Origin of the sequence: Acetobacter cerevisiae, from assembly GCF_001580535.1 — a bacterium.
In the GTDB taxonomy this organism is placed as follows: domain Bacteria; phylum Pseudomonadota; class Alphaproteobacteria; order Acetobacterales; family Acetobacteraceae; genus Acetobacter; species Acetobacter cerevisiae.
Genome location: NZ_LHZA01000147.1, coordinates 37,720 through 62,009 on the forward strand (window position 1 = coordinate 37,720; position 24,290 = coordinate 62,009).

Sequence of the window (24,290 nt, forward strand, 5' to 3'; positions counted from 1 at the left end):
GTTACGACGGAAAGGAAAGGGTATGCGGTTGCGTTACCCTGTTGTGCTGGGTCTGGCGCTCAGCGCGCTGATTGCGCCCGGCGAGAGGGCATCTGGACAGTCGGTGGACCATGCACCTCAAGATGCTGGTGCAGGCACATCCGCGGGGGCTCAGGCCGTTTCCATCTGTGTCAAACCTCCGCCGGGAGCGGCGCGGGATACGTTGCTGGTCATACCCTCCGGCACTGTGCTGGTTGGTCAGGCTGTGCCGTCTGGCCGTCGGCAAAGTGCGCAGATGGAAGCCGTTGTCACCACAGAAACCGTAACGCTGACAGAAATGCAGCCCTGTAGCGGTGCGGATGCCTCCACGCTGGTGTCCCGCACGCGCCACTGGCTGGTGGACCCGGTGCGGCCTCAGGCGGCTGTGGTGTTACATCCGGTGGGGGAAGTCAGCGGCAATGGCGTGGATACATCGTTTGAGGAAGAACCCGACGCGTTTCGCAGTGCTGTCAAAACAGGGGCCATTACGGCCCATGTGCAGGGCACCCTGAAAGAAACTGTCGCGCTGACGGAAACGCAGGCTGATATCCCCGAAGAACCCGATAACAGCATGGGCCCGGACTGGGCGCACAGCACCGGCTGGGATCAGAACAGCTTACGCAAAACGCCGGGCAGCAGAACGGAATAGGGGTTTACGCTCAGGTCCGGGTTTTCCAGCTTGCCCGCAATGCCAAAGGTCATGGCAACAAGGCCGCCCTCTTTTTCCGGGCTGAACAGTTTGCCAATGCCGGGGAGCTTGCCGGGGAGTTTGTTGATCGCAAAAACCGGCACCACGGTCCCGTTCAGGTCGAGCGTGCTGTGGTCCAGATCAATCTTGCCCTCCAGCGTGGCCCCCAGCGCATCATTCCCCATGTGGCCATTCTCAATAGTCAGAACGCCGTCAGAAAACGCGACGGGCATGGTCAGGGTGGAGACTTCAAATTCCGGAGATTTGCGGGCATTTACCCAGCCATAGAGCGACAGATTGCGGGCCAGAAGCACCGTGGCGGGGGCTTTCTTCAGCACAAACGGGCTGACATGCAGCGTGCCTTTGAAGGGGGCCGTGGCCTGTGTGTCATCAAACGCACCATTTAGCGTGGCGTGGCCGCCCTGCACGTTGGGCAGGATGTTGAGGGCTGCCAGAAACCCGCCCATGTCTGGAATGGTCACATGCAGGGCGCGGGTGGCCCCTTTGGGGTCCAGCGTCATGGTGACGGGGGACGGTCCACGCATGGCAAAACGCATGCGTTCCAGACGCTGGCCGTTATCTTCAAAATGCCCGGTGACGGCCCGCAGGGGCTGCTTGGTCTGGCTGTAATACAGGGCGTTGGCCGTCATATCGATGGTCCAGGCGTTGCCCGGCGGCCCGTGCAGCTTGCCTGTCGCCGCTTCCGGCACATGCAGGCCGGGGGAGGCAGCCTGTTTGGGGGCGTTCGGGTCGCCCTCCATCAGGGGGGCGAGGTCCAGCGTATCGGCATAGACCCCCACCTGAATGGTTTTGTCCTGCGAGGCATAGGGCAGCACAAGGCGGGCATGGCCGGAGGAGCGTTCTATTTTAAACGAGGAAATCAGCAGCTCCGGTGCTGCTTTTTCCCGCAGTACGGCACGGCCCCGCACATCCAGTTCCGGCCCTGTGGCAAAAATTTTCTCAACGGAGGTAATCCGCCCGTCCAGCAAGGCGAGAGTGGCGGTGACCTGTGCCGTGCGGCCTGCTGCCTTATGCCAGAGGGGGATGACAATGCGGGAATGCTTCAGGTCAAGATTGATATGAACCGTGCCCTGCTTGTTCGCCTGCCGGGCATAATCCACACCGAGATCGGCGTTGCCGTAGAAATGCGAGCTGGTGTCGATGCCCGCAGCGGTCGCCGTTTCCGGCGTGATGCGGGTGAACAGATGTGCCTTTTCTGCAATTTCCTGCGGCTGCAGGGAGCGGAAGTTCATGAAATAGGTAATGTCTGACGGCAGGCCACCCAGCACGCCATGCCCGTTCAGATCCATTTGCTGCGTGGTGGCGGCAATCTGGAACGTGCCATTGGTGATGGCGCGGCCTGCAACAACATTACCCAGATGCGTGTGGCTGACCTGTGCGTGGGCGTCCACAATCATCTGATCCGTCGTGACATCACTTTCCAGCGGCAGGGTCAGGGAGAATTTGGCGCTGGCCTGCCCGGAGGGGCTGGTAAAGCTGATGGGGTGGCGGGCCAGTAGATGCAGCCGCGGTTCAGCCAGCATGGCCAGAAGATCCCGCAGATTGCCGTGCAGTTCCGTGACAATGGTGCCCATCTGGTCCTTTTTGGACAGACCGGTAATTTCCATGGAGCCGGGACCTGCAGCGACGCGCCCGATACCGGTAGCCCCCACATTTTTATCGGCCCGATCCACCAGTTGATAGGCGTGGTCGAAATGGATGGTCAGTTTATCGAGATCATTCACCTCAAGATGCGCATCCAGATGATGCAGCGGCGAGATGGGGCGCAGCCAGTGCACCGTAAGATCTGACCCTTCCACGCTCCCTTTGATGGAGGTGAGCTTGATGCCGTTCCAGCCTTTATCACTATGCAGCGTGACGGCGGTGTGCAGGTCATGCGCTGTGCCGTCGGTAATGTTGGTGTCCACCCATTTTCGGCCACCTTTTGCCGCTTTGGCGGGCCAGTAATTGGCAATATCGCCAAACGGAATGGTGGGGATATCCAGTGCCATCTGGCCAGACAGCACGGTGGGGCTGAACAGGTCGGATGCATTCAGCTGGCCCGTCAGGCTGACGGTGATGCCGCCATTCACATCCTCCGGATGTTCCGGGTTCAGCAGGTCCAGCGTCAGACCTTGCAGCGTGATGGTGGCGGGCGTGTGGGTGGCAGAGCGGTGGTCAAGGGCCAGATGGGCCAGCAGAGACCCATGATTGAGCAGATAGGTGGAGCCACCGCCCTGAAGTTCGCCTGCGCCGAGATCGGTTTTCAGGTCCAGCCCCTGCGGGAGTAGCCAGCTGCTGTGGGGGGCGGGTGCAAAGACGGTATCCGCCGTCAGGCTCACCGGCACATCCAGCGTTTTCAGAGCCGGGGCCAGACCGGCAAAGGTGCTGGGGCGCACGGGGGCGAGCGCTGCATGCCACTGGATGGTGCCGTGATCGGTCTGTGTTCCCTGTGCCGTGACACTCAGCCGTTCCGTGCTGTCCTGCTCTGCCTGAAAGGTGAGGGCAACGGAGCCGGTCAGACCATTGCCCCCATGCAGGCTGACGGCATGCAGGGTGGACGTGATGGGCGAGGCAATCCACTGCGTATGGGTCAGTCGGTCATCAATCGTAACCTGTGCGTCGGTCAGGCCAATGCGTTGCAGGGTGCTGGGGTCGAGCGTGTTGGTACTGTCAGGCGGCGTGGCAGGTGTGGGGGGGGCGTCCACATCCAGTCCGACGCTGCCATCTTTCTCACGCCGTAGGGCCATGCGCACGCCGCTGAGGTCCACCGTATTCAGTGCCACGCTGCCGTGGATCAGCGCCAGCGGGTCGAGCGTGACGTTGGCGGACTGAATGGTGTCGGTTGTGGTCTTGTCGGCTTTGAGAATGCGAACGTCATGCAATGAGAGCATAACAGGCACGCTCAATCCGTCCCGCAGGCCATTCCATGCCAGATCGGCCCGCCGCAACGTGAGGGTCGCGGCGGCGGGCTGACCGGGCTGCCCGTTGAGGACTGCAACCGGCAGGAAGGGCCGCACAAAAGGCGTGACGTTGACCGGCCCGAACAGCATGCGCACCAGCAGAGCCGCCACACACAGCACCGGCAGCACCAGCACACCCACTGCCAGAACAGTCAGAACGCGCAGGGCCCGCTTGTGCAGGGGGCGCGGGAGGTCTTGACCCGTGGAAGTCAACGCAGCAACCCTTTGCGTTCAATAAGAATGGTCAGATTATGACAGCAAGCGTTGTTTCTTCTTACTTCCGGGATGTGCGGGCGCCGCGCGGCGCCCGCACGCGTCTGTGGCCCGATGCGAACTGGGCCGCGCCCGCAGATACGCAGGCGGCTACGCATTTTGCGCAGGATATGAGGGTGGCTTTGCAGGAGGCCGGAGGGCCGGGCGATGTGCTGAACCTGCCGGGTGCTGAAGGGCTGGTTGCCTGTCTGGGGGGCAACAGCCCGTATCTGTCTGATCTGGCACGGCAGGACCCGGTGTTTTTTGCAACGCTGGTGCAAAGCGGGCCGGAGCCCTGTGCGAAGGACGTGTTTGCAGCATTTGCCGATTTTGACATCACATCGGGGCGAGAGTGTGTTGCCCGCTTCCTGCGCGAGGCCAAAAAACGCACAGCCCTGATATGCGCTGTGGCGGACCTTGGGGGATTCTGGTCGCTGGAGGAGGTGACGCAAACGCTCAGCCGGCTGGCGGACGCGGCGCTGGAAGTGGCTGTCAGACATTTGCTGTGGAGTGCTCATCAGGCTGGGCAGATTCAGTTACGAGACCCCAAACGTCCGGCGCATGCCAGTGGTTTTGTTGTGCTGGCAATGGGAAAACTAGGGGCACGGGAACTGAATTTCTCCTCGGATATTGATCTGATGGTGCTGTACGATCCGTCCGTGCAGTCTCAGCCTGATACCGTGCGGCGCGTCTTTATCCGTATGACTAGCGATCTTGTGGGCCTCATGGAAGCGCGGGATGCGGATGGCTACGTTTTTCGGACAGATTTGCGCCTGCGGCCAGACCCGTCCTCCACGCCTCCGGCAGTCTCCGTGCAGGCGGCCATCCAGTATTATGAAAGTCTGGGCCAGACATGGGAGCGCGCCGCCATGATCAAGGCGCGGCCGGTTGCAGGCGATATGGCGTTGGGGCGGCGGTTTCTGGCAGCCATTCGCCCGTTTGTCTGGCGCAGACACCTCGATTTTGCGCTGATTGATGATATTCACGACATGAAGGCCCGCATTGACCGCTACCGCAAGGCGGGGCGCACCGGGCTGGCAGACCTGCCTGATGCGGTGCTGGCGGACCCGGCGGCCAGCCGTGACTGGCTGCTGGGCCATAACGTCAAGCTGGGGCAGGGCGGGATTCGGGAAATCGAATTTCTGGCGCAGGCCATGCAGCTTGTCTGGGGCGGGCGTGTGCCTGCATTGCGAGACCGCACAACCTTTGGCGCGCTGAAAAAACTGGTGGGGTCCGCCTACCTCCCGCGTGAGGAAGCGGAAGTTCTGGCCCGGACCTACCGGTTTTTGCGGGATGCGGAACATCGGTTGCAGATGCGGGCTGACCATCAGACGCATGACCTGCCGGACCGCCCGGAGGCGTTTGATGCCTTCGCCGTGTTCATGAATTATACGGATGGCGAGGCACTGGCGCTGGAAATGCTGCCCCGTATGCGGGAAGCCCGGCGTATTTTTGAGCGGCATTTTGCCACCCCGCAGGTGAGCGCTCCTGCACAGGATGCGACCCTTCTGGCCGTGGCCCCGGATGATGAAAATTCTCCGGCTTTGCTGGAACGTCTGGGTTTTCCCGCTGCTCAGACAGAAGAGGCGGTGCAGGTGCTGGCCCGCTGGCAGACCAACAGCCTGCGGGCGCTGCGTTCCGAGCGGGCCCGGGCCTTGCTGCGTGGTTTGTTGCCTGCGTTGCTGGCCAGTTTTGCAGCGCGTAGTAACCCCTTGGCCTGTCTGCGCCGGTTTGAGGCCTTGCTGGCGCGTCAGCATGCCGGGGTACAGTTGCTCTCCCTGTTCGAGCGGAACCCGGCGTTGATTGACCGGATTGCCGCCCTGTTTGATTCCTCGGCCTTTCTGGCAAACCATCTGGCCGATACGCCGTCTGCACTGGAAGGTCTGCTGGAACCGGAGCCGGAAGAAGGCCGCAACGTGCTGGACCGCCTGCGGCATCTGGCGACGGAAGTGGATTCTGCGGAGTTGCTGGTAACAGCCCTGCGGCCTCTCCTGCGTGGGGAAGAATTTCGCCTGTCCGTGGCGGTGCTGGAAGGTCGGTTGGGAGAAAATGAGGCCGAAAAGCAGCGGACAGCGCTGGCCGATACCATCATGACCGTGCTGATGCGGGCGGTAGAAAAAGAGCATCAGCAACGCTACGGCCGCGTGCGCGGTGGTGGCATGGCTGTGCTGGCGCTGGGTAAGGCGGGGTCTCGGGAAATGATGCCGGGGTCTGATCTGGACCTGCTGCTGGTGTTTGACCATCCGGAGGACGTTCAGGTCAGTCAGGTGCCGGAGAATGCGCCCAGACTTCAGAATGGTCTGCCGGTGCGTGCGCCACGGTCACTAGCGGTATCGCAATATTATACCCGTCTTGCACATGCCTTTATTGCCGCGCTGACCGCCCCCGGCCCGGAAGGTCCGCTGTATGCGGTGGATATGCGGCTCCGTCCTTCCGGTGCAGCTGGGCCGGTTGCCGTCTTCCGCACCGCCTTCCTGAAGTATCATCAAGATGCCGCCTGGACATGGGAACGCATGGCGTTGACCCGTGCGCGTGTGATTACGGCTCCCGCGGTGCTTAAGGCACGCTTGCAGGCGGATCTGGTGCAGATTTTGAATGGCGATCTGCGCAAACCCCGGCCCTCCACCGAAACGCTGCTGGAGGATGCCCGGCAGATGCGCGCCCGTCTGGCGCGGGATCTGCCTGCGTCCAGCCCGTGGGACATTAAACGCCGGGCGGGCGGCCTGATGGAAGTCGAGTTTGTCGCCCAGATCCTGCAACTGGTGGCAGGCACAAAGGACGCCAGAAATCCTTGCACACGGCGGGCGCTGGCTCTGCTGAAAAAAGGTGGTTTGCTGAGTGCGGCGGAAACAAAACTGCTGCTGGAGGCCGATGCCGTCTGGCGTCAGCTGCAATGTTTGCTGCGGCTGCTGTGCGGCCCTGTGCCACCGGTTGATCTGGAGCGGGGGTTGGCGCCCGGCGCGGTAAGAATCCTGCTGCGTGTGATGGGAGAAGCCACTCTGCCGGACCTGATGGCGCGCACCGCGCATCTGGCGCAGACTGTGCGGCAGATCTTCGAGCACCGCGTCGGGCCGGTTGGTGGGGAGGCTAGCTTTGCGGGAAAAGCTGCCGAAGAACGTTCCGCACCCTCAGCCGTTGAGTTTTGAAGGCTGTCTGACAGGGAAATTTTTCAGGCAGCGTTTTCCGATACATTGTTTTTTCAGGAAAGAACCGAGCATGACAGACACGCAGGACACCACAAAAAACGGCCTGAAAGAGGGCGATATCGCTCCGGATTTCAAAATAGAGGCCAGCCGGGGCCGCACCGTCAGTCTCGCGGAGCTGAAAGGCAAACCATTTGTGCTGTATTTCTACCCCAAGGCGGACACGCCCGGTTGTACCAAGGAAGCCTGTGGCTTCAGTGAGGCTCTGGGGCAGTTTGAAGGGGCGGGGCTGACCGTGATCGGCGTCTCGCGCGATCCCGTCAAAGCGCTTGATAAATTTGCTGAGAAATATGACCTCACATTCCCGCTGGCCTCAGATGAAGCAGGGAGCGTGACGGAAGCCTATGGCGTGTGGGTCGAAAAATCCCTGTATGGCAAAACCTATATGGGGATTGATCGCACCACGTTCCTGATTGGGGCGGATGGCAAAATCGCCCGTATCTGGAAAAAGGTGAAAGTGCCGGGCCATGTGGAGGCTGTGCTGGACGCCGCGAAGGCTCTTTAACAGCACGCCTCCTGCAATCAGGCCCTCAATCCGGCTGGGGTTACGAGCCGGAGTAATAGCTGCCGGGGACGGCGTAATAGCCCGGAGCAGGAGCCACCGGCACTGCGGGCACCACCGGCACGGCATAGCCCATAGCGGGCGGAGGCGGAGGTGGCGGCGCATAAGCCACCGGCGGCGGTGCGGCATTGCCCATGGCAGCACCGGCCAGAGCGCCAACAGCCAGACCACCAATCAGCGCGCCGGCAATGGCACCGCCACCGGGGCCACGGTGCCAGCCTCTGCGCGGGCCACCACCCCAGTAACCACCACGCGGCGGCGGAGGCGGACCACCCCAGCCGGGACGGCCCCAGCCGCCACCCGGATGCGCCTCTGCGGCGGGCAGTGTCGCCAGTGTCGTGCCTGCAATAAGGGGCAGGGCGAGAAGAAGTTTTGTCATACGGCGCATCGTGTGCCTCCTCGAAACTGACAGAGGAAACACCGGAGCGTCTCCTCTTCACGTCCTAATAACGCGCTGCCTCATGGCAATTTCAAGGCCGCTTCCGGGCAATTTGTGTCCCTTAAAAAAGGACGACTGTTATCCCTGATCAATCACGGTTGTGCGGGGCAGTGTCAGCACTGTCAGCAGTGTGACAAGGGCGCAGGCGGACACGTAATAGGCAAACCACATCTCGTGCCCCGCCTGCTTGCACCACAGCGCGACATATTCCGTTGTGCCGCCAAAGACGGACACCGTAACAGCATAAGGCAGCGCCACACCCAGCGCGCGGATGCGGGTGGGGAAGAGCTCCGCCTTCACCACCGCATTGATGGAGGTGTAGCCAGAGGCGATGAACAGCGCGCCCGTGATCAGCCCAAATGCGGCCCATGCAGAGTGAACACCGGAGAGAATGGTCAGCAGCGGGACGGTGCCCAGCGTGGCGCAGACGCCAAAATACAGTAGCAGCGGGCGGCGACCAATGCGGTCAGACAACGCCCCGAACGCAGGCTGGATGGCTGCAAAAATAATCAGGCAGGCAGAAGAGATCAGCGTTGCAGTCTCTTTGGGAAAGCCCAGCGTGTTGGCAAGATATTTCTGCATATAGATGGTGTAGGTATAGAAAATAACCGTGCCACCCAGCGTCATGCCACAGACCGTCAGTACGGCACGCGGGTGCTGAAGCAGGACGCGTAGTCCTCCTTTTTCCTTTTGTGTGCTCGTCTTTTCAAAACGCTCGCTCTCCTGCATGTGGCGACGCAGCCAGAACACCAGCAACGCTCCCAGCGCCCCGATAACGAACGGCACGCGCCAGCCCCATGCCGCAATCTGTTCCGGTGTGAGCAGGACATATTGCATCAGCAGCAGAAGCAGCAGCGCCAGCAATTGCCCCATAACCAGCGTGACATACAGAAAGCCAGACCAGAACCCGCGATGTTCCGGGGTAGCCATTTCCGCCAGATAGGTGGCGGAGGCTCCATATTCCCCACCCAGACTGAGGCCCTGTACCAGTCGGGCCAGCAGCAGCACGGCTGGCGCCAGAAGGCCGATTTGCTCATAGGTCGGGCAGACGGCAATGGCCAGCGAGCCAAAGCACATGGCTGTGACGGAATAAGTCAGCGCGGTGCGGCGACCATAACGGTCCGCCGCCATACCAAGCAGCCATCCCCCCACCGGACGCATGAAGAAGCCAACGGCAAAAATGGCTGCGGCATTCAGCAGCTCTGCGGTTTGGTTGCCACGTGGGAAGAAGGCGTGTGCGAAATAGATGGTAAAGGAGGAATAGACATACCAGTCGTAATATTCCAGCAGGTTCCCGGCAGAGCCTGCCAGAATGCCACGAAGGCGCTGCGCCGTTGTCATTCCGGTTCTCATGTAAAATCTCGCATCTGATAAGAGGCTTTTAAAGGCTGAAAAAGGAGAGGGAGCGGCTTCAGGTGTCTGATTTTTCGCTCAGGGCTTTGTGGAGTTGCTGTGTGTCCAGAGAGTTTTCCCAACGGGAAATAACAATGGCAGCGACCGCATTGCCGACCAGATTGGTCAGGGAGCGACATTCCGACATGAAGCGATCAATTCCCAGAATAAGCGCCATGCCACCGACCGGCACGCTGGGGACCACGGAAAGTGTTGCCGCCAGCGTAATAAACCCGGCCCCAGTCACACCGGCCGCGCCTTTGGAACTCACCATGGCAACAAGCAGGAGGGCAATCTGTTCCCCAAGGCCCAGATGCACGTCGGTTGCCTGCGCGATGAACAGGGCGGCGAGGGTCATGTAAATATTGGTGCCGTCCAGATTGAAGGAATAGCCCATGGGCACCACCAGCCCGACAATCCCCTGTGGGCAGCCTGCATTTTCCAGCTTGGCAATCAGCCCCGGCAGAGCAGATTCAGAGGAACTGGTGCCCAGAACAATCAGCAGCTCTTCCTTGATATAGGCCAGCAGGCGGAAAATGCTGAAGCCCATCATGCGGGTCACCAGCCCCAGAATACCGCAGACGAACAGAATGGCCGTCAGATAAAACGCCAGAACCAGCCCCACCAGATGCCCGATGGACGCCACGCCAAACTTGCCCACCGTAAAGGCCATGGCCCCGAAGGCCCCAATGGGGGCGACATACATCACCAGACGCACCACGCCGAAGACCAACTCCGTCAGGCTGCGGAACAGGGTGAGGACTTTCTGACCACTTTCTCCCATCTGCGCGAGGCTGACGCCAAACAGGATGGCAATCAGCAGCACCTGCAAAATCTCGCCCGATGTGAAGGCCCCGGCGGTGGTGCTGGGGATGATGCGCATCAGGAACTCCGTAAAGGAGTGGGAATGCGCTTCACTCACAAAACTGGCGACAGAGCCGGTGTCCAGCGAGGCAGGCTGGATATGCAGCCCCGCGCCGGGGCGGGCGATATTGGCCACCAGCATGCCGACAATTAGCGCCAGCGTTGAAAAACACAGGAAATAGGCCATGGCCTTACCTGCCACACGGCCTGTCTGTTTGAGGTCCGCCATTCCGGCAATGCCGGTGCAGACGGTCAGAAAAATGACCGGTGCAATGACCATCTTGATGAGTTTGACAAACCCGTCCCCCAGCGGACGCAGGGCCGCGCCAATGTTGGGGAAGAAGGCGCCAACAAGAATGCCCGCAATAACCGCAATAATCACCTGAATATAAAACAGGTGCGCGCGGGAGGAGCCGGAGGGGGCGGAAGCAGTGGTAGGATGAGACATGGCGAAAAGGGTATTTTCCCGGTTTGTTCATTATTCTTGTCAACGCTGGAGCAGCGCGGCAAACCTGAATGCTGTTGTATACAGGCTCTTCGTTGCATTGGCGTCATAATTTATTACGGGGACCAGATCAGCACGAACCGGCCTCCCTGCCGAGAGAAAATGAGACGGATCACGGATGGATGATGGAATAATGCTGGTTGTTGTGGCTTTGGGAGCACTTGCACTGGGGGCGGTGCTGGCCTGGCTGCTGGGCGGTGGCCGCAAGGGTCAGGGCGGGGCAGATGCGGATCTGCTGGCCCGGCTCTATGTGCTTGTGGAGCAGGAAACCGCCGCCGCCCGGACGGAAGCCGCGCACCAGAGAACGCATCTGTCGGAACTGGAACGGGTGATGACCGGGCGCATTGAGCAGGTGCGCTCCGAGCTGGCTGAACGTCTGGCTGGCATGGTTGGCAACATGGGGCGGGAGCAGGCCGAAGTGCGGGCTGCGCAGGCTGAAGCCTTGCGGGAGATGGCGGAAACCTCCGCCCGCCAGTTGTCCGCCATTCGTGTGGCGGTGACGGATCAGCTGCATGAGGCCGTGGAGCGGCAGATGCAGACCTCCTTCCAGCGTGTGCTGGAGCAGTTCAGCGCGATGCAGAAGGCCATGGGCGAAGTGCGGGCCATGACGGCGCAGATCAGCGACCTCAAGCGCCTGTTCGGCAACGTGAAGACCCGTGGCGGCTGGGGAGAAGCGCAGCTCAAGGCCATTCTGGATGATGTGCTGCCGGAAGGGTCATACGAATCGAACGTGCGGCTGGGGCCGGGGAATGATGTGGTGGAATTTGCCATCCGCATGCCGGTGCGTTCCAGCACACCGCCGGTGCTGCCGGTGGATAGCAAGTTCCCGACCGAAGCCTATGAGCGTTTGCTGAACGCCGTGGAGGACGGCGATGCGGTGGCTGAGAAAGCCGCTCGCAAGTCTCTGGAAAGCACTTTGCGGCTGGCAGCACGAAAAATTGCGACCAAATATATCCACCCTCCGCGCACGGTGGAATTTGCCGTGCTGTATCTGCCAACCGACGGCCTCTATGCGGAAGCGGCCCGCATCCCCGGCCTGATTGATGAAATTGGCCGGACCTGCCGGGTGATGATTATGGGGCCCGCTCTCATGCCCGCTCTGCTGCGCACTGTGCATCTGGGTTATGTCACGCTGGCGCTGGAAGACCGGACGGAAACCATTGCCCGCCTGCTGGGCGCAACCCGACAGGAAATGATCCGCATGGATGGCGTGCTGGAAAAACTGGCGCGGAATGCGCAGGCTATGTCAACATCCATTGAGGAAGCCCGCAGGCGCACCCGCGTGGTCAGCCGCCGATTGCGGGAACTGGATGCCCCGGAGACGGAAGACGTAGCACTTAATCCTGAAATGGAATTTACTGGCCCTGAACCGGGGAAAACAGCATCAGGACAGTTATGACGGAAGAGACAGCACTGAACACAGATCCGGATACAGCACAGCTCGGCCAGCCCCGAGGCCCCGAGCAGTCCCGAGGCGTTGTGCTGCTGATAGAAGATGACAGCGCGATTGCTGAAGAAATTGTGGGCGAACTGACGGCCCATGGTTTTGAGGTGCGGCACGAGGAAACCGGCGATGCTGGTCTTACGGCAGCCCTCACGGGTGAGGCGCACGTCATGGTGGTGGATCGCCTGCTGCCGGGGATGGATGGCCTGAGCGTGATTGAGGCGGTGCGCCAGCGCGGCATCCGGACGCCGGTTCTGGTGCTGTCCGCTCTCTCCGCTGTGGATGACCGCGTGACCGGTCTGAAAGCAGGCGGCGATGATTACCTGACCAAGCCCTTCGCCATGGAAGAGCTGATGGCCCGGGTGGAAGCGCTGCTGCGCCGCCCGGATGATACGCGCAGCACCCAGTTGCGGGTAGGGCCGCTCTCCATGGATCTGATCGAGCGCCGCGTCTGGCGGGATGGCCGGGAGATTGAACTGCTGCCGCGCGAGTTTCGGTTGCTGGAATATCTCATGCGCAGGCCCGGACAGGTGCTGACCCGCTCCATGATGCTGGAAGATGTCTGGCAGTATCGCTTTATTCCGCGCACCAATCTGGTGGATGTGCATATCGGTAAGCTGCGCCGCAAGGTGGATGTGCCCGGAGAAGAGCCGCTGATCCGCAGCATTCGCGGCACAGGATTCCTGCTGCGTGTTCCTGACTGAGCTTTTCCGCACCGCAACCTTCCGCCTCACACTGGCTGCTCTGGCGGCCATGGCAGGCGTGATGGTGATGCAGTTCGGGCTGGTTTATACCCAGATGGAAGCGGTGGAATCCCGTCGCTCGACCGAACTGCTGCGTGGCGAGGCCCATTTACTGGCACAAATGACGCCGGAACATCTGGAATATGTCATCCGCAAACGCGCAACGGATGATCTGCGGCTGGTTATCAGCAGTGCCGGACTGTTTGACGCCAGCCATGCCCTGATTGCCGGGGATCTGCACGCATGGCCCAAAGGGCTCGTAGCGGACGGCAAACCGCATAATATCGAAATCTACCCGGAGGAGGGCGCTGCCTATCCGCTGCGCCTGCTGGCGGAAACTCTGCCGGATGGCACCATTCTGGTGCTGGGGCGCAGCTTTCACCTGCTGGCTGAGCAGAAGCTGATGCTGCGGCATGCCACGGTGGTGGCGGCCATTCCCACCCTGTTATTCGCCCTGCTGCTGGGCATGGTGCTGAGCCGCCGCGCCCTGTTCCGGGTGAAGGAAATGCACGAGGCCATTGACCTGATCATGGCGGGGGATATCCACGAGCGTCTGCCTGCCGGGAAGGAACGGGATGATCTGGAGCGTCTGGCAGGGAGCGTGAACCGCATGCTGGACCGTCTGGAGCACCTGATGGACGGAATGCGGGAGGTCGGCAACGATATTGCGCATGACCTGCGCACACCGCTTTCCCGCGTGCGCGCCAAGCTGGAGCGGGCCTTGGCCTCTGGTGGCGAGCGCGAGGCGCTGGAAGATGCCGTCAGCGGGGCAGTCGGCAATCTGGACCAGTGTCTGGGCATTATCACCGCCCTGTTGCGGATTGCGGAGCTGGAAAGCAGCCGTCGCCGTGCCGGGTTTGCAATGGTGAATCTGAACGATCTGGGCGCTGACGTGGTTGATCTCTACGAACCGATTGCGGAAACGGAGGGGGTGACGCTGGTTATGCAGCCGACCACCGTGCCGGTCTGTCTGGACGGGGACCGGCATCTGCTGATCGAACTGCTGGTCAATCTGGTGGATAATGCCATCAAATTCACCCCGGAGGGTGGGGAAGTGACGGTGAGTGTAAGCCGTCAGGCCGGCGCGGTCTGTCTGACCGTGACCGACACCGGCATTGGTATTGCTCCGGAAGAACGTGGCGCGGTGCTGTCCCGCTTTTACCGCTCGGACAAGAGCCGCCATGTGCCGGGCAGCGGGCTGGGCCTCAGCCTTGTTTCCGCCATTGCCCACCTGCATGACGCGACGGTGCAGATCGATGCGGGGCCGGAAGGGCGTGGAACCCGCTTCACTGTTATATTTGTGTTACAACATTCCTGAAACGCCCAGATTAAAAGCATTTTTATTGGCGCTGAGAGGGGATGTCTGTATCTCAGTTTGTATGAGCGATTTATCTGGATGCTGGCGTTTAGACGTGTCGGCAGGGGCTGTCACGTATGAATGAGATTGTCGTAACGGCGCTTAAAAAGCCGTATACCTTTGTGGTACTCTCCATTCTTATTCTGGTGTTTGGTATCAGAGGTGTCTTCACGACACCGACTGACGTCTTCCCCAGTATCAAGATCCCGGTAGTGGCCGTGGTCTGGACCTATACCGGCCTGATGCCGGAGGATATGTCCGGCCGTGTGGTTTACTACTACGAGCGCGCGCTGACCGCGACGGTGAACAATATCGAGCATATTGAAAGCCAGTCCTATTACGGCCGCGGGATTGTCAAAATCTTCTTCCAGCCCGGCACGGATACCGCCGTGGCGCAGACGCAGATCACCTCGGTCTCCCAGACCGTGATCAAGCAGATGCCCACCGGCTCCACGCCACCGCTGGTGCTGGCCTATAATGCCTCCTCTGTGCCGGTCATCACGTTGCAGGTCTCCTCGACCTCCATGACGGCCTCACAGATCTACGATATGTCGTCCAACCTCATTCGACCGGCGCTGGTGTCTGTTGCGGGGGCGGCCATCCCGAACCCGTATGGCGGCCAGCCCGGTAACGTGATGGTCGATCTGGATCCCGTCAAACTGCTGGCCCACCGGCTCTCGCCCATCGATGTGTCCAAAGCCCTTAACAGTCAGAACATTGTGCTGCCCGCGGGTGACCAGCGGATTGGCGCGTTTGACTGGATGGTGCAGACCAACGCCTCGCCGCGGGATATGGATGACCTCAACATGCTGCCCATCAAGCAGGTGGGGAATGCTGTGGTCCGCCTGCAGGACGTGGCGTGGGTGCATCAGGGCGGACCGCCGCAGACCAACCTCGTGCTGGTTAAAGGCCAGCAGGGCGTTCTGATTGTGGTCATGAAGAGTGGTGACGCCTCGACACTTGAAGTTGTGGCGGGCGTGAAAAAGCTGCTTCCCGGGATCGTCAAAACCCTGCCCGAAGGCGTCAACATCAAGGTGTTGAATGACGCGTCCACTTTCGTGAAGGAATCCGTGCAGGACGTGCTGCGGGAAATGCTGACCGCTGCCTGTCTGACCGGGCTTGTGGTGCTGCTGTTCCTCGGTTCCTGGCGCTCGACTGTCATTATCGCCACCTCCATTCCGCTGGCCATGCTGTGCTCCATTATCGGGCTGGGCTGGGCCGGGCAGACCATTAACGTCATGACCCTCGGCGGGCTGGCGCTGGCCGTGGGTATTCTGGTGGATGATGCCACCGTGATGATTGAAAACATCGATGCGCATCTCGAGATGGACAAGGATCTCGAGACCGCGATTATCGATGCCGCCAATCAGATCGTAATCCCGACCTTCGTCTCCACGCTGTGTATCTGTATCGTCTGGATGCCGCTGTTCCAGTTGACCGGCGTTGCGGGCTGGCTGTTCATGCCGATGGCTGAAGCCATCATCTTCGCGATGATCGCCTCTTTCATTCTCTCCCGGACCCTCGTGCCGACCATGGCGAAATACATGCTGGCCGCTCAGGTGGCTGCGCATGCCCATGGCCCGGTCGCGCCAAAAACCATTTTCGGCCGGTTCCAGAGGGGGTTTGAGCACAAGTTCGAGCAGTTCCGGCATAGATACCAGAACCTGCTGACCCATCTGGTCGCGACGCGCGGCACCTTCATCCCGGTGTTTGTGGTGTGTTCGCTTGGGTCTCTGGGGCTGCTGTTCTTTGTGGGGCAGGACTTCTTCCCGGAAATCAATTCCGACACCATGGCCATTCACATGCGCGCGCCGCTGGGCACCAAGCTCTCGGAAGCCGGCAAAATTTCCCAGCTGGTGAATGACGAAATTGAACGCACGCTGCCGGGGCAGGTGGAAAGTATTGTCGATAACTGCGGTCTGCCGTTCAGCCCGCTGAATCAGGCCTATATTCCCACCCCCACGGTCGGCACGCAGGATTGTGACCTCACGGTCTCGCTGAAAGACCCGGACTCCCCGGTGGCAGAGTATCGCCGGATGATCCGCCATAATCTGGGTGAGAAATTCCCCGGTACGCAGATTTCCTTCCTGCCGGGCGATCTGACTGCCAAGATCCTGAACTTTGGTCTGCCGTCGCCGATTGATGTGCAGATTACGGGCCGCAACCTTGCGGAGAATTTCCGCTTTGCTAACCGTCTGGCCGACCGCCTGCGGCACGTCACGGGGCTGACAGATGTATCTGTCCAGCAGCCGATGACAACGCCCACCCTGCGGGTCAACACGCGGCGAACCTACGCGCTGGGCACCGGCATTACGGAATCCGACGTGGCGAACAACGCGCTGGTTTCGCTCTCCGGTAGCTCTCAGGTGGGGCAGGTCTACTGGCTGGATACCAAGACGGGTGTTTCGCATCTGATTGATATCCAGACGCCAGCGACCTTCCTGCAGACCATGAATGATCTGGAAATCACGCCCATTGATAAGGGTGACGGCAACCCGACCGGCCAGACGCCTCAGATTCTGGGTGGTCTGAGCCAGATCGTCCAGACCGGCACGCCGGGTGAAGTCTCGCACTATAACATTCTGCCGGTGTTCGACATTTACGCCTCCAACGAGGGCATTGACCTCGGCACGGTCTCCCGTGAGGTGGAGCGTATTGTGGATGAGGTCCGCCCGGACCTGCCGCATGGCTCCGCACTGGAAGTGCGCGGGCAGGCGGTCACCATGAACAGCGCCTATGCACAGCTGCTCGGTGGCCTCGCCATGTCCGTGCTGCTGGTCTACCTGCTGATTGTGGTCAACTTTCAGTCCTGGCTGGACCCGTTCATCATCATCACAGCCCTTCCGGGCGCACTGGCCGGGATTTCCTGGAGCCTGTTCCTGACGCACACCACACTTTCGGTGCCTGCGCTGACAGGGGCCATCATGTGCATGGGCACGGCAACCGCCAACGCCATTCTGGTGGTGTCCTTTGCGCGGGAGCGGCTGGAAGAGCATGGCGACGCCATTAAGGCCGCCATTGAATCCGGGTTTGAGCGTATTCGCCCCGTGCTGATGACGGCCTCCGCCATGATTATCGGGATGTTGCCAATGTCCCTCAGTAATTCTCAGAACGCGCCACTGGGCAAAGCCGTCATGGGCGGCCTGCTGGTGGCAACAGTTGCAACCTTGCTATTTGTGCCATGTGTTTTCGCCATGCTGCATAATCGAAAAAAGCCGACCACGACGACGGAACAGGGAGAAGGCGCATGAGCGGGTATCATGAAGACGGTGGCCAGCCGGAGCAGACCACACAGCATGATGCGGCGTCTTCCCGCAAAAGGACGATCGGGATCATCATTGTCGCGATAGTCGCCATTATTCTGGCGGTCGTCGGCATTGTGCAGCGGCAGGCGCATTACATGCATCTGGCCAGGGAAACGCAGGAAAACGCGATACCCGCCGTGCAGGTCATCTACCCGCAGCCGGGGCCGTCTGTCCGCACGCTCTCGCTGCCAGCCAATATCGCCGCATGGTATCAGGCTCCCATTTACGCGCAGGTCTCTGGCTACGTGAAAATGTGGTACAAGGACTTTGGTGCCGTGGTGAAAACCGGCGACGTTCTGGCGGAAATCGACACGCCGGGACTGGATGCCCAGTATGCCGCCGCCAAGGCCAATCTGGATGTGGCTCAGGCCCGCTACAAGCTGGCGCAGATTACGGCGCGGCGCTGGAAGGCATTGCAGGGCACGCAGGCTGTCTCTCAGCAGGAAGTGGACGTGCAGGCAGCCAACGCCGAGGCCCAGCAGGCACAGGTGGAAGCCGCACGTCATGACGTGGAACGGTTTGCCGCACTTGAAGGCTTCAAGAAAATCGTCGCACCGTTTGATGGCATCGTGACGTCGCGTTTTGCGGACGTGGGCGATTACGTCAACGCCGGGCGCGGGGATGTGGACTCTCACGGGAATGCCACGGAACTGTTCAGCGTGGCGGATGTCCATGCCATGCGCGTGTTCGTCGCTGTGCCGCAGGACTATGCGGACATTATCTCCCCGCGTCTGGAAGCCGATCTGAGCATCCCGCAATATCCGGACCGCACCTTCAAGGCGAAATTCCTGGCGACCGCGACCGCCTTCAATGCGTCGACCCGTACGGTGACGACGGAACTCACGCTGGACAACAAATCTGGCGAACTCTGGCCGAACTCCTACGCTACCGCCAACTTCAAGGCACCGGGTGACCCCGATATGCTGATCCTGCCGGAAGGTGCGATTATTTTCCGCGCAGAAGGCACACAGGTCGCGCTGGTGGATGATTCCAACCATGTGCATCTGGTGGGTGTAACGGTCGGGACCAATCTGGGCACGACGGTGCAGATCCTGCGCGGTGTGAAGAAAACGGACCGCGTGGTGAACAGCCCCTCTGCCGGCTTGCTGGATGGCCAGAGCGTAAGGATTGTCAAAGGCACGCCGGGCTACAACGTCGCCCCCAAAAAGCCGACCCCACCTAAGGCAGAGCAGAAGGCTCCGGCTGAAAAAGCCGAGCAGGGCAACGATGATATCCGTGCCATGCCGGAAGATAATCAGCCAGCGGCAGAAGAAGGAGGCCGCCCATGACAGGGCGCGCCGTGACGCTGCGACTGAAGCGGAGTTTTCTGGTTGGTCTTTCGCTGGCCACCATCCTCTCGGGGTGTGACATGGCCCCGCGCTACAACCCGACAAAACTGAAGCTGCCTGCCCAGTGGGAAGGGCAGAATCACGGGGTTCTTCAGCCCGGTCAGCCGGCGGATGATGCGATCCGCCCGGACTGGTGGACCATGCTGGGAGACCCGCAACTCAACCAGCTGGAAGAGCAGGCCATGCGCCTGAACCCGAGCCTTCAGGCGCAGGCGGAAGCCTTCATGCAGGCGCGTGATGTGGCGATGGAAGCGAAGTCCCACCTGTATCCGCAGGTCAATGGTGCTGCGAGCGGTGAGAAATATAAGGGCTCGCGCCACAGGCTGTGGCGCGGGGCAGGGTCCGCTGGGCCGGTCTATATGTCGTCCGAGCAATATTCAGGCACAGCAACATGGGAGCCGGATTTCTGGTCGGCCATCCGCAACAAGGTGCGCATGGCCAAGCAGGGCACGCAGGCTGAGGCCGCAGCCTATGCGCTGGCACGCCTGAGCCTGCAGGCCGAACTGGCGAGTGATTATGTGACGCTGCGTGGTCTGGATGCGCAGGATGCAGTGTATCGGGATTCCATCCGCTACTATCAGACTGCGGTGCAGGTCACCAAAATGCGTCTGGCGGGGGCAATTGCGCCGGGGATGGACGTCTCACGTGCAGAAACCCAGCTCTACACCACGCAGGCGCAGGAAACCGAAGTGCGCTCCCAGCGGGATGTGATGGAGCATGCCATTGCGGTACTGGTGAATCAGGCTCCGGCCTCGTTCCATATCGCGCCGGTCACGCGTCTGGGGTTTGCTGAAGCACAACCGCCGGTTGCTCTGCCATCCACGTTGCTGGAACGGCGACCGGATATTGCGGAGGCCGAGCGGCGTATGGCGCAGGCCAACCGGGCGATTGGTGTTTCACGCGCGGCGTTCTATCCGCATATTACCTTCAACGCCATGACGGGCTTCATGGATAACGGGTTTGACCTCGCGTCTCTTTCCAACTCCATGTACCAGTTTGGCGTGCAGGCGCTGCTGCCGTTGTTCCAGGGCGGCCTGCGGCGTGCCGAGCTGCAACGCAACTGGTCGCAATACCGGGAGCAGGAAGACCTGTATCGCAGCACAGTGCTGGATGCGTTTCAGGAGGTGGAAGATAACCTGACGCGCACCAGCCGCCTGAAGACGGAAGCGCAGCAGCAGAGCAGCGCAGTGGATGCCGCCCTGCATACCCAGACTATGACCATGGCGCTCTATACCGGCGGCCTGACCAACTACCTTGATGTGGTGGTGGCACAGGTGGCGGCGCTGAACGCGCGTATTGCTCTTGTGCAGGTGCAGACGCGTGCTGTTGATGCGCGTGTGGAGCTGATTCGCGCGCTGGGTGGTGGCTGGTCTCGGGCAGAGCTGCCGCAGTCTGATAAAATCATGCCGTTCCACCCGCTGCAGTATGGTAATCTGCGCCATGCAGCCCCACTTGGTGGCATCAGCACACAGACTGATCCGGCTGCTTCTGACCTGACATCGGGTAGTGCAAATATGCGTCAGCCTCTTGACACAAGCGGCGCGCACCGGTAAGCGCGCCTTTCCTATCGGAACGCGGGAGGCTCGTCCTGTGCCATAACCATGGCTCAGAGGAGTCGTGAGAACCGCGGTCCGGGTTCAATAATGAGGAGTCCCGGATATGGCCAAAAAAGTTGTTGGCTACATCAAGCTTCAGATTCCTGCTGGCAAAGCGAATCCTTCGCCGCCGGTTGGTCCCGCGCTCGGTCAGCGTGGTCTGAACATCATGCAGTTCTGTAAAGAGTTCAACGCCAAGACCCAGGGTCTTGAGCCAGGTATGCCGATCCCGGTCGTCATCACCGCTTATGCAGACCGCACGTTCAGCTTCATCACCAAGACGCCGCCGAACACCTACTTCCTGCTGAAAGCTGCCAAAATTTCCAAAGGCAGCCAGACGGTTGGTAAGTCTGCTGCTGTTGGCAAGGTGACCATGGGTCAGTTGCAGGAAATCGCAGAGCAGAAGTTCAAAGACATGAACGCTAACGATATCGATGGCGCTGTGCGGATGCTGGCAGGTTCTGCCCGCTCCATGGGTCTGACGGTGGAGGGCTGAGAGCATGGCTAAGAACAAGCGTATTGCCGCTGCACGCAGCAAAGTCACTCACGGTCAGTCTTACGGTCTGGACGAAGCTATTTCCCTGGTAAAGGGCAATGCAACGGCCAAGCTTGACGAAACGGTTGAAATCTCCCTCAACCTGGGCATCGACCCGCGTCATGCTGACCAGATGGTCCGCGGTTTCGTTTCCCTGCCGAACGGCACGGGTAAGACGCTGCGCGTTGGCGTGTTTGCTCGTGGCGCGAAAGCTGAAGAAGCAACCGCTGCCGGTGCCGATGTTGTTGGCGCTGAAGACCTGATGGAAAAAGTGCAGGCTGGCGAAATCGAATTCGATCGCTGCATTGCAACTCCGGACATGATGGCTCTCGTCGGTCGTCTCGGTAAGATCCTCGGTCCGCGTGGTCTGATGCCGAACCCGAAGCTGGGCACCGTGACCATGGACGTTAAGGGTGCTATCACGGCAGCCAAGTCCGGTCAGGTCGAATACCGCGCTGAAAAAGCCGGTATCGTGCATGCTGGCATCGGCAAGGCTTCTTTCGATGAAGCGAAGCTGATTGAAAATGCTCGCGCATTCATTGATGCCGTGCAGAAAGCTCGCCCGACGGGTGCAAAGGGCACGTATCTGAAAAAGATCGCTCTTGCATCCACCATGGGCCCGGGCGTTCAGGTCGATATCTCAGCTTTCGCAGGCTGAGTTTGAGATGCTGCTGTGCCGGGCTTCGGTCTGGTGCGGCACATTAAGGGAAGTGCCTTCGGGTTGCTTCCCGATCCTGTCCGAGATCACACGTGGCCTTGTGCCGTAAAAAACCTTACAGGTTTGCGCGTGTAAGACGGGGATGCTGGTTGCAGGCTGTTTTTCGGCAGGCTCCGGGTATTCCGTTTGAAGGACAGGCGAGCGGATTTCACACTGTTTTTGTGAAATCCTGAGGGCAACCCGCTTTATTCGGCCAAGGCTGGATGAAGCAAGACGGAGACGGGATTTGAACCGTACGGAAAAGCAGGCCGCTGTTGCCGCCCTTGCCGCCGTGTTCGCCGAAACGTCCATGGTTGTGGTGACCCAGAATGCTGGGTTGACCGTAGCTGATGTGACGGATCTGCGACGCAAAGTGCGTGCAGCGGGTGCAACTTACAAGGTCGCAAAAAACCGGCTGGCAACTCTCGCCCTGGATGGGACCCAGTTCGACGGCATTAAGCCGATGCTTAAAGGACCGACTGCTCTTGCATGGGCAGCTGATCCGGTAGCAGTGGCAAAGGTGATCGTCGAGTTCGCCAAAACCAATGACAAGCTTGTGCTGGTCGGGGGTTCTCTTGGTTCGCAGGTGCTTGACGCCAACGGACTGAAGGCTCTGGCCGAACTGCCGTCTCTGGATGCACTGCGCGCGCAGCTCGTGGGTCTTATCTCCACGCCCGCTACGCGTATCGCAGGTGTTGTTCAGGCACCGGCAGGGCAGCTTGCCCGGGTTTTTGGGGCCTATGCCAAAACGGGTGAGGCGGAAGCCGCCTAAAGCACGCCTTCATCTGAAGACGTGTTCAAGAAATCGCATGGCCTTCCACCGGGGAGGTTGTGCTTTGCAAACCAGTGTTTATATTAGGAAGTCTAATCATGGCTGATCTGAACAAGCTCGTTGACGAACTGTCTGCTCTGACCGTTCTCGAAGCTGCTGAACTCTCCAAGCTGCTGGAAGAAAAGTGGGGCGTTTCCGCCGCTGCTCCGGTTGCTGTTGCTGCTGCTGGTCCGGCTGCTGCCGCTGCTCCGGCTGAAGAAAAGACCGAATTTGACGTCGTTCTGACCAAAGCTGGCGACAAGAAAATCAACGTCATTAAGGAAATCCGTGGCATCACGGGTCTGGGCCTGAAAGAAGCCAAAGACCTGGTTGAAGGCGCACCGAAGACCGTTAAAGAAGGCGCTAGCAAAGACGAAGCCGAAAAAATCAAGAAAGCTCTTGAAGACAACGGCGCCAGCGTCGAAATTAAATAAGTTTGCCAAAGTCCCGCTGCCTCAGGGTGGCGGGGTAATGGAAAAGGTTTTCGGGTGGGGGTATGTTGCCTCTGCCCGTTTGCCTGTTTCGGATCCGGTTCGGAGCAGGTATAGAGGCCGGGGTCTTCCCGGTATCAGTGAAGGCCGGTTACTACAGATCGGACCATCAGGCTCGCGGTAGAGCGCGGCGGGCCTGATGGTCCGAGACAAAGGGCAGGGCAGGAGCGACGATGAACGCAATCACCAAATCGTTCACAGGACGGAAGCGGATTCGCAAGAGTTTCGGGCGGATCCCCGAAATCGCTCCGATGCCGAACCTGATTGACGTGCAGCGGGCGTCTTACGAGACGTTTCTTCAGGCGAATGTGTCGCCCGATGCGCGCACGCCGACAGGTTTGCAGGAGGTTTTCCGGTCTGTATTCCCGATTAATGACTTTGCAGGTCGCGGGCGGCTGGAATTCGTTAGCTACGAATTCGAAGAGCCGAAGTATGATGTTGAAGAATGCATTCAGCGCGGGTTGACCTATTCCGCTCCGCTGAAAGTGATCCTGCGTCTCATTGTATGGGACGTGGATGAAGATACGGGTTCCCGCTCCATCCGGGATATCAAGGAGCAGCCGGTCTATATGGGCGACATGCCCCTGATGACCGACAACGGGACCTTCATTATCAATGGCACCGAGCGTGTTATCGTCAGCCAGATGCACCGGTCTCCCGGTGTGTTCTTTGACCACGATAAGGGCAAGACGCACTCTTCCGGCAAATATCTGTTTGCCGCGCGCGTCATTCCGTATCGCGGGTCCTGGCTGGACTTCGAGTTCGACGCCAAAGATCTGATCTATGTGCGTATCGACCGGAAGCGTAAGCTGCCTGTTACCACGCTGCTGTATGCGCTGGAAGGCGAGGCATCTGCCGCTGCCCGTAAGGCGAAAATGGCTGAAGGCGGTGACGTCGACGCTCTGGATATCAAGGGGATGGATGATAATGAAATCCTCTCCTACTTCTATGATACCGTCACCTTCACCAAAACGGCTAAAGGCTGGGCGCGTCCGTTCGATGCGGACTCTTTCCGTGGTCTGAAGCTGCTGGCACCGCTGGTTGACGCAGAAACCGGCGAAGTGGTGGCTGAGGCAG

Annotated in this window: 17 protein-coding genes and 1 pseudogene; 14 read left to right on the top strand and 4 right to left on the bottom strand. The window is 60.1% G+C overall.

Going from position 1 to position 24,290, the window contains the following annotated elements; genetic code table 11:
• Positions 1–22 precede the first annotated feature (22 nt).
• On the top strand, positions 23–667 hold the full coding sequence (locus AD928_RS08770) for a hypothetical protein (protein ID WP_062249855.1): 645 nt from the start codon (positions 23–25) through the stop codon (positions 665–667).
• On the opposite strand, the gene AD928_RS08775 is transcribed toward AD928_RS08770, so the two are convergent.
• A complete protein-coding gene (locus tag AD928_RS08775; protein WP_062249857.1) occupies positions 625–3,882 on the bottom strand; it encodes an AsmA-like C-terminal region-containing protein in 3,258 nt (1,085 codons plus the stop codon). The two genes, AD928_RS08770 and AD928_RS08775, sit on opposite strands and share 43 nt — an antisense overlap.
• Before the next feature lie 38 nt (positions 3,883–3,920).
• Between AD928_RS08775 and AD928_RS08780 the strand changes: the two genes are divergently transcribed.
• Entirely contained in the window at positions 3,921–7,067 is a 3,147-nt protein-coding gene (locus AD928_RS08780; protein ID WP_062249859.1) for a bifunctional [glutamine synthetase] adenylyltransferase/[glutamine synthetase]-adenylyl-L-tyrosine phosphorylase, read from the top strand.
• Between the two features lie 70 nt (positions 7,068–7,137).
• Positions 7,138–7,629, top strand: coding sequence for a thioredoxin-dependent thiol peroxidase (bcp, locus tag AD928_RS08785; protein WP_062249861.1), 492 nt, complete (start codon positions 7,138–7,140; stop codon positions 7,627–7,629).
• A 40-nt stretch (positions 7,630–7,669) separates the two neighbouring features.
• Here bcp and AD928_RS08790 read toward each other — a convergent pair whose 3' ends face one another.
• The 3 genes from AD928_RS08790 to AD928_RS08800 all read right to left on the bottom strand — a co-directional run bounded on the left by AD928_RS08790 (position 7,670) and on the right by AD928_RS08800 (position 10,829).
• Complete coding sequence (locus AD928_RS08790) at positions 7,670–8,074, bottom strand: hypothetical protein (RefSeq protein WP_062249863.1); 405 nt, start codon at positions 8,072–8,074, stop codon at positions 7,670–7,672.
• Positions 8,075–8,203: 129 nt separating this feature from the next.
• Positions 8,204–9,466 carry an MFS transporter gene (locus tag AD928_RS08795; RefSeq protein WP_062249865.1) on the bottom strand — a complete coding sequence of 421 codons (1,263 nt, stop codon included), beginning with the start codon at positions 9,464–9,466 and terminating at the stop codon, positions 8,204–8,206.
• Between the two features lie 70 nt (positions 9,467–9,536).
• Positions 9,537–10,829 (bottom strand): dicarboxylate/amino acid:cation symporter, encoded by a 1,293-nt coding sequence (locus AD928_RS08800; RefSeq protein WP_062249867.1) that lies wholly within the window; start codon positions 10,827–10,829, stop codon positions 9,537–9,539.
• Between the two features lie 175 nt (positions 10,830–11,004).
• On the opposite strand from AD928_RS08800, the gene AD928_RS08805 reads away from it, so the two are divergent.
• From AD928_RS08805 to AD928_RS08855, 11 genes and pseudogenes are all read left to right on the top strand, one after another.
• Positions 11,005–12,285 carry a DNA recombination protein RmuC gene (locus AD928_RS08805; protein ID WP_062249869.1) on the top strand — a complete coding sequence of 427 codons (1,281 nt, stop codon included), beginning with the start codon at positions 11,005–11,007 and terminating at the stop codon, positions 12,283–12,285.
• Complete coding sequence (locus AD928_RS08810; RefSeq protein ID WP_062249871.1) at positions 12,282–13,034, top strand: response regulator transcription factor; 753 nt, start codon at positions 12,282–12,284, stop codon at positions 13,032–13,034. Before AD928_RS08805 ends, AD928_RS08810 begins: the two co-directional genes overlap by 4 nt.
• The gene (locus AD928_RS08815) at positions 13,021–14,391 is read left to right on the top strand and encodes a sensor histidine kinase (protein ID WP_062249873.1); all 1,371 of its coding nucleotides are present in this window, start codon (positions 13,021–13,023) and stop codon (positions 14,389–14,391) included. Before AD928_RS08810 ends, AD928_RS08815 begins: the two co-directional genes overlap by 14 nt.
• A 116-nt stretch (positions 14,392–14,507) precedes the next feature.
• Positions 14,508–17,681, top strand: a complete 3,174-nt coding sequence (locus AD928_RS08820) for an efflux RND transporter permease subunit (protein ID WP_062249875.1) — start codon at positions 14,508–14,510, stop codon at positions 17,679–17,681.
• Positions 17,678–19,024 carry an efflux RND transporter periplasmic adaptor subunit gene (locus AD928_RS08825; protein WP_062141837.1) on the top strand — a complete coding sequence of 449 codons (1,347 nt, stop codon included), beginning with the start codon at positions 17,678–17,680 and terminating at the stop codon, positions 19,022–19,024. Before AD928_RS08820 ends, AD928_RS08825 begins: the two co-directional genes overlap by 4 nt.
• Entirely contained in the window at positions 19,021–20,637 is a 1,617-nt protein-coding gene (locus tag AD928_RS08830; protein ID WP_062249878.1) for an efflux transporter outer membrane subunit, read from the top strand. The genes AD928_RS08825 and AD928_RS08830 overlap by 4 nt, the downstream gene beginning before the upstream one ends.
• A gap of 106 nt (positions 20,638–20,743) precedes the next feature.
• Positions 20,744–21,175, top strand: a complete 432-nt coding sequence (gene rplK / locus AD928_RS08835; RefSeq protein ID WP_062141835.1) for a 50S ribosomal protein L11 — start codon at positions 20,744–20,746, stop codon at positions 21,173–21,175.
• Between the two features lie 4 nt (positions 21,176–21,179).
• Positions 21,180–21,872, top strand: coding sequence for a 50S ribosomal protein L1 (gene rplA, locus AD928_RS08840; protein ID WP_062249879.1), 693 nt, complete (start codon positions 21,180–21,182; stop codon positions 21,870–21,872).
• Between the two features lie 286 nt (positions 21,873–22,158).
• The gene (gene rplJ / locus AD928_RS08845; protein WP_025826432.1) at positions 22,159–22,683 is read left to right on the top strand and encodes a 50S ribosomal protein L10; all 525 of its coding nucleotides are present in this window, start codon (positions 22,159–22,161) and stop codon (positions 22,681–22,683) included.
• 98 nt (positions 22,684–22,781) lie between these two features.
• Positions 22,782–23,156, top strand: a complete 375-nt coding sequence (gene rplL, locus AD928_RS08850) for a 50S ribosomal protein L7/L12 (protein WP_062141832.1) — start codon at positions 22,782–22,784, stop codon at positions 23,154–23,156.
• Between the two features lie 230 nt (positions 23,157–23,386).
• Positions 23,387–24,290: pseudogene (locus AD928_RS08855) on the top strand (DNA-directed RNA polymerase subunit beta); the annotation flags it as partial.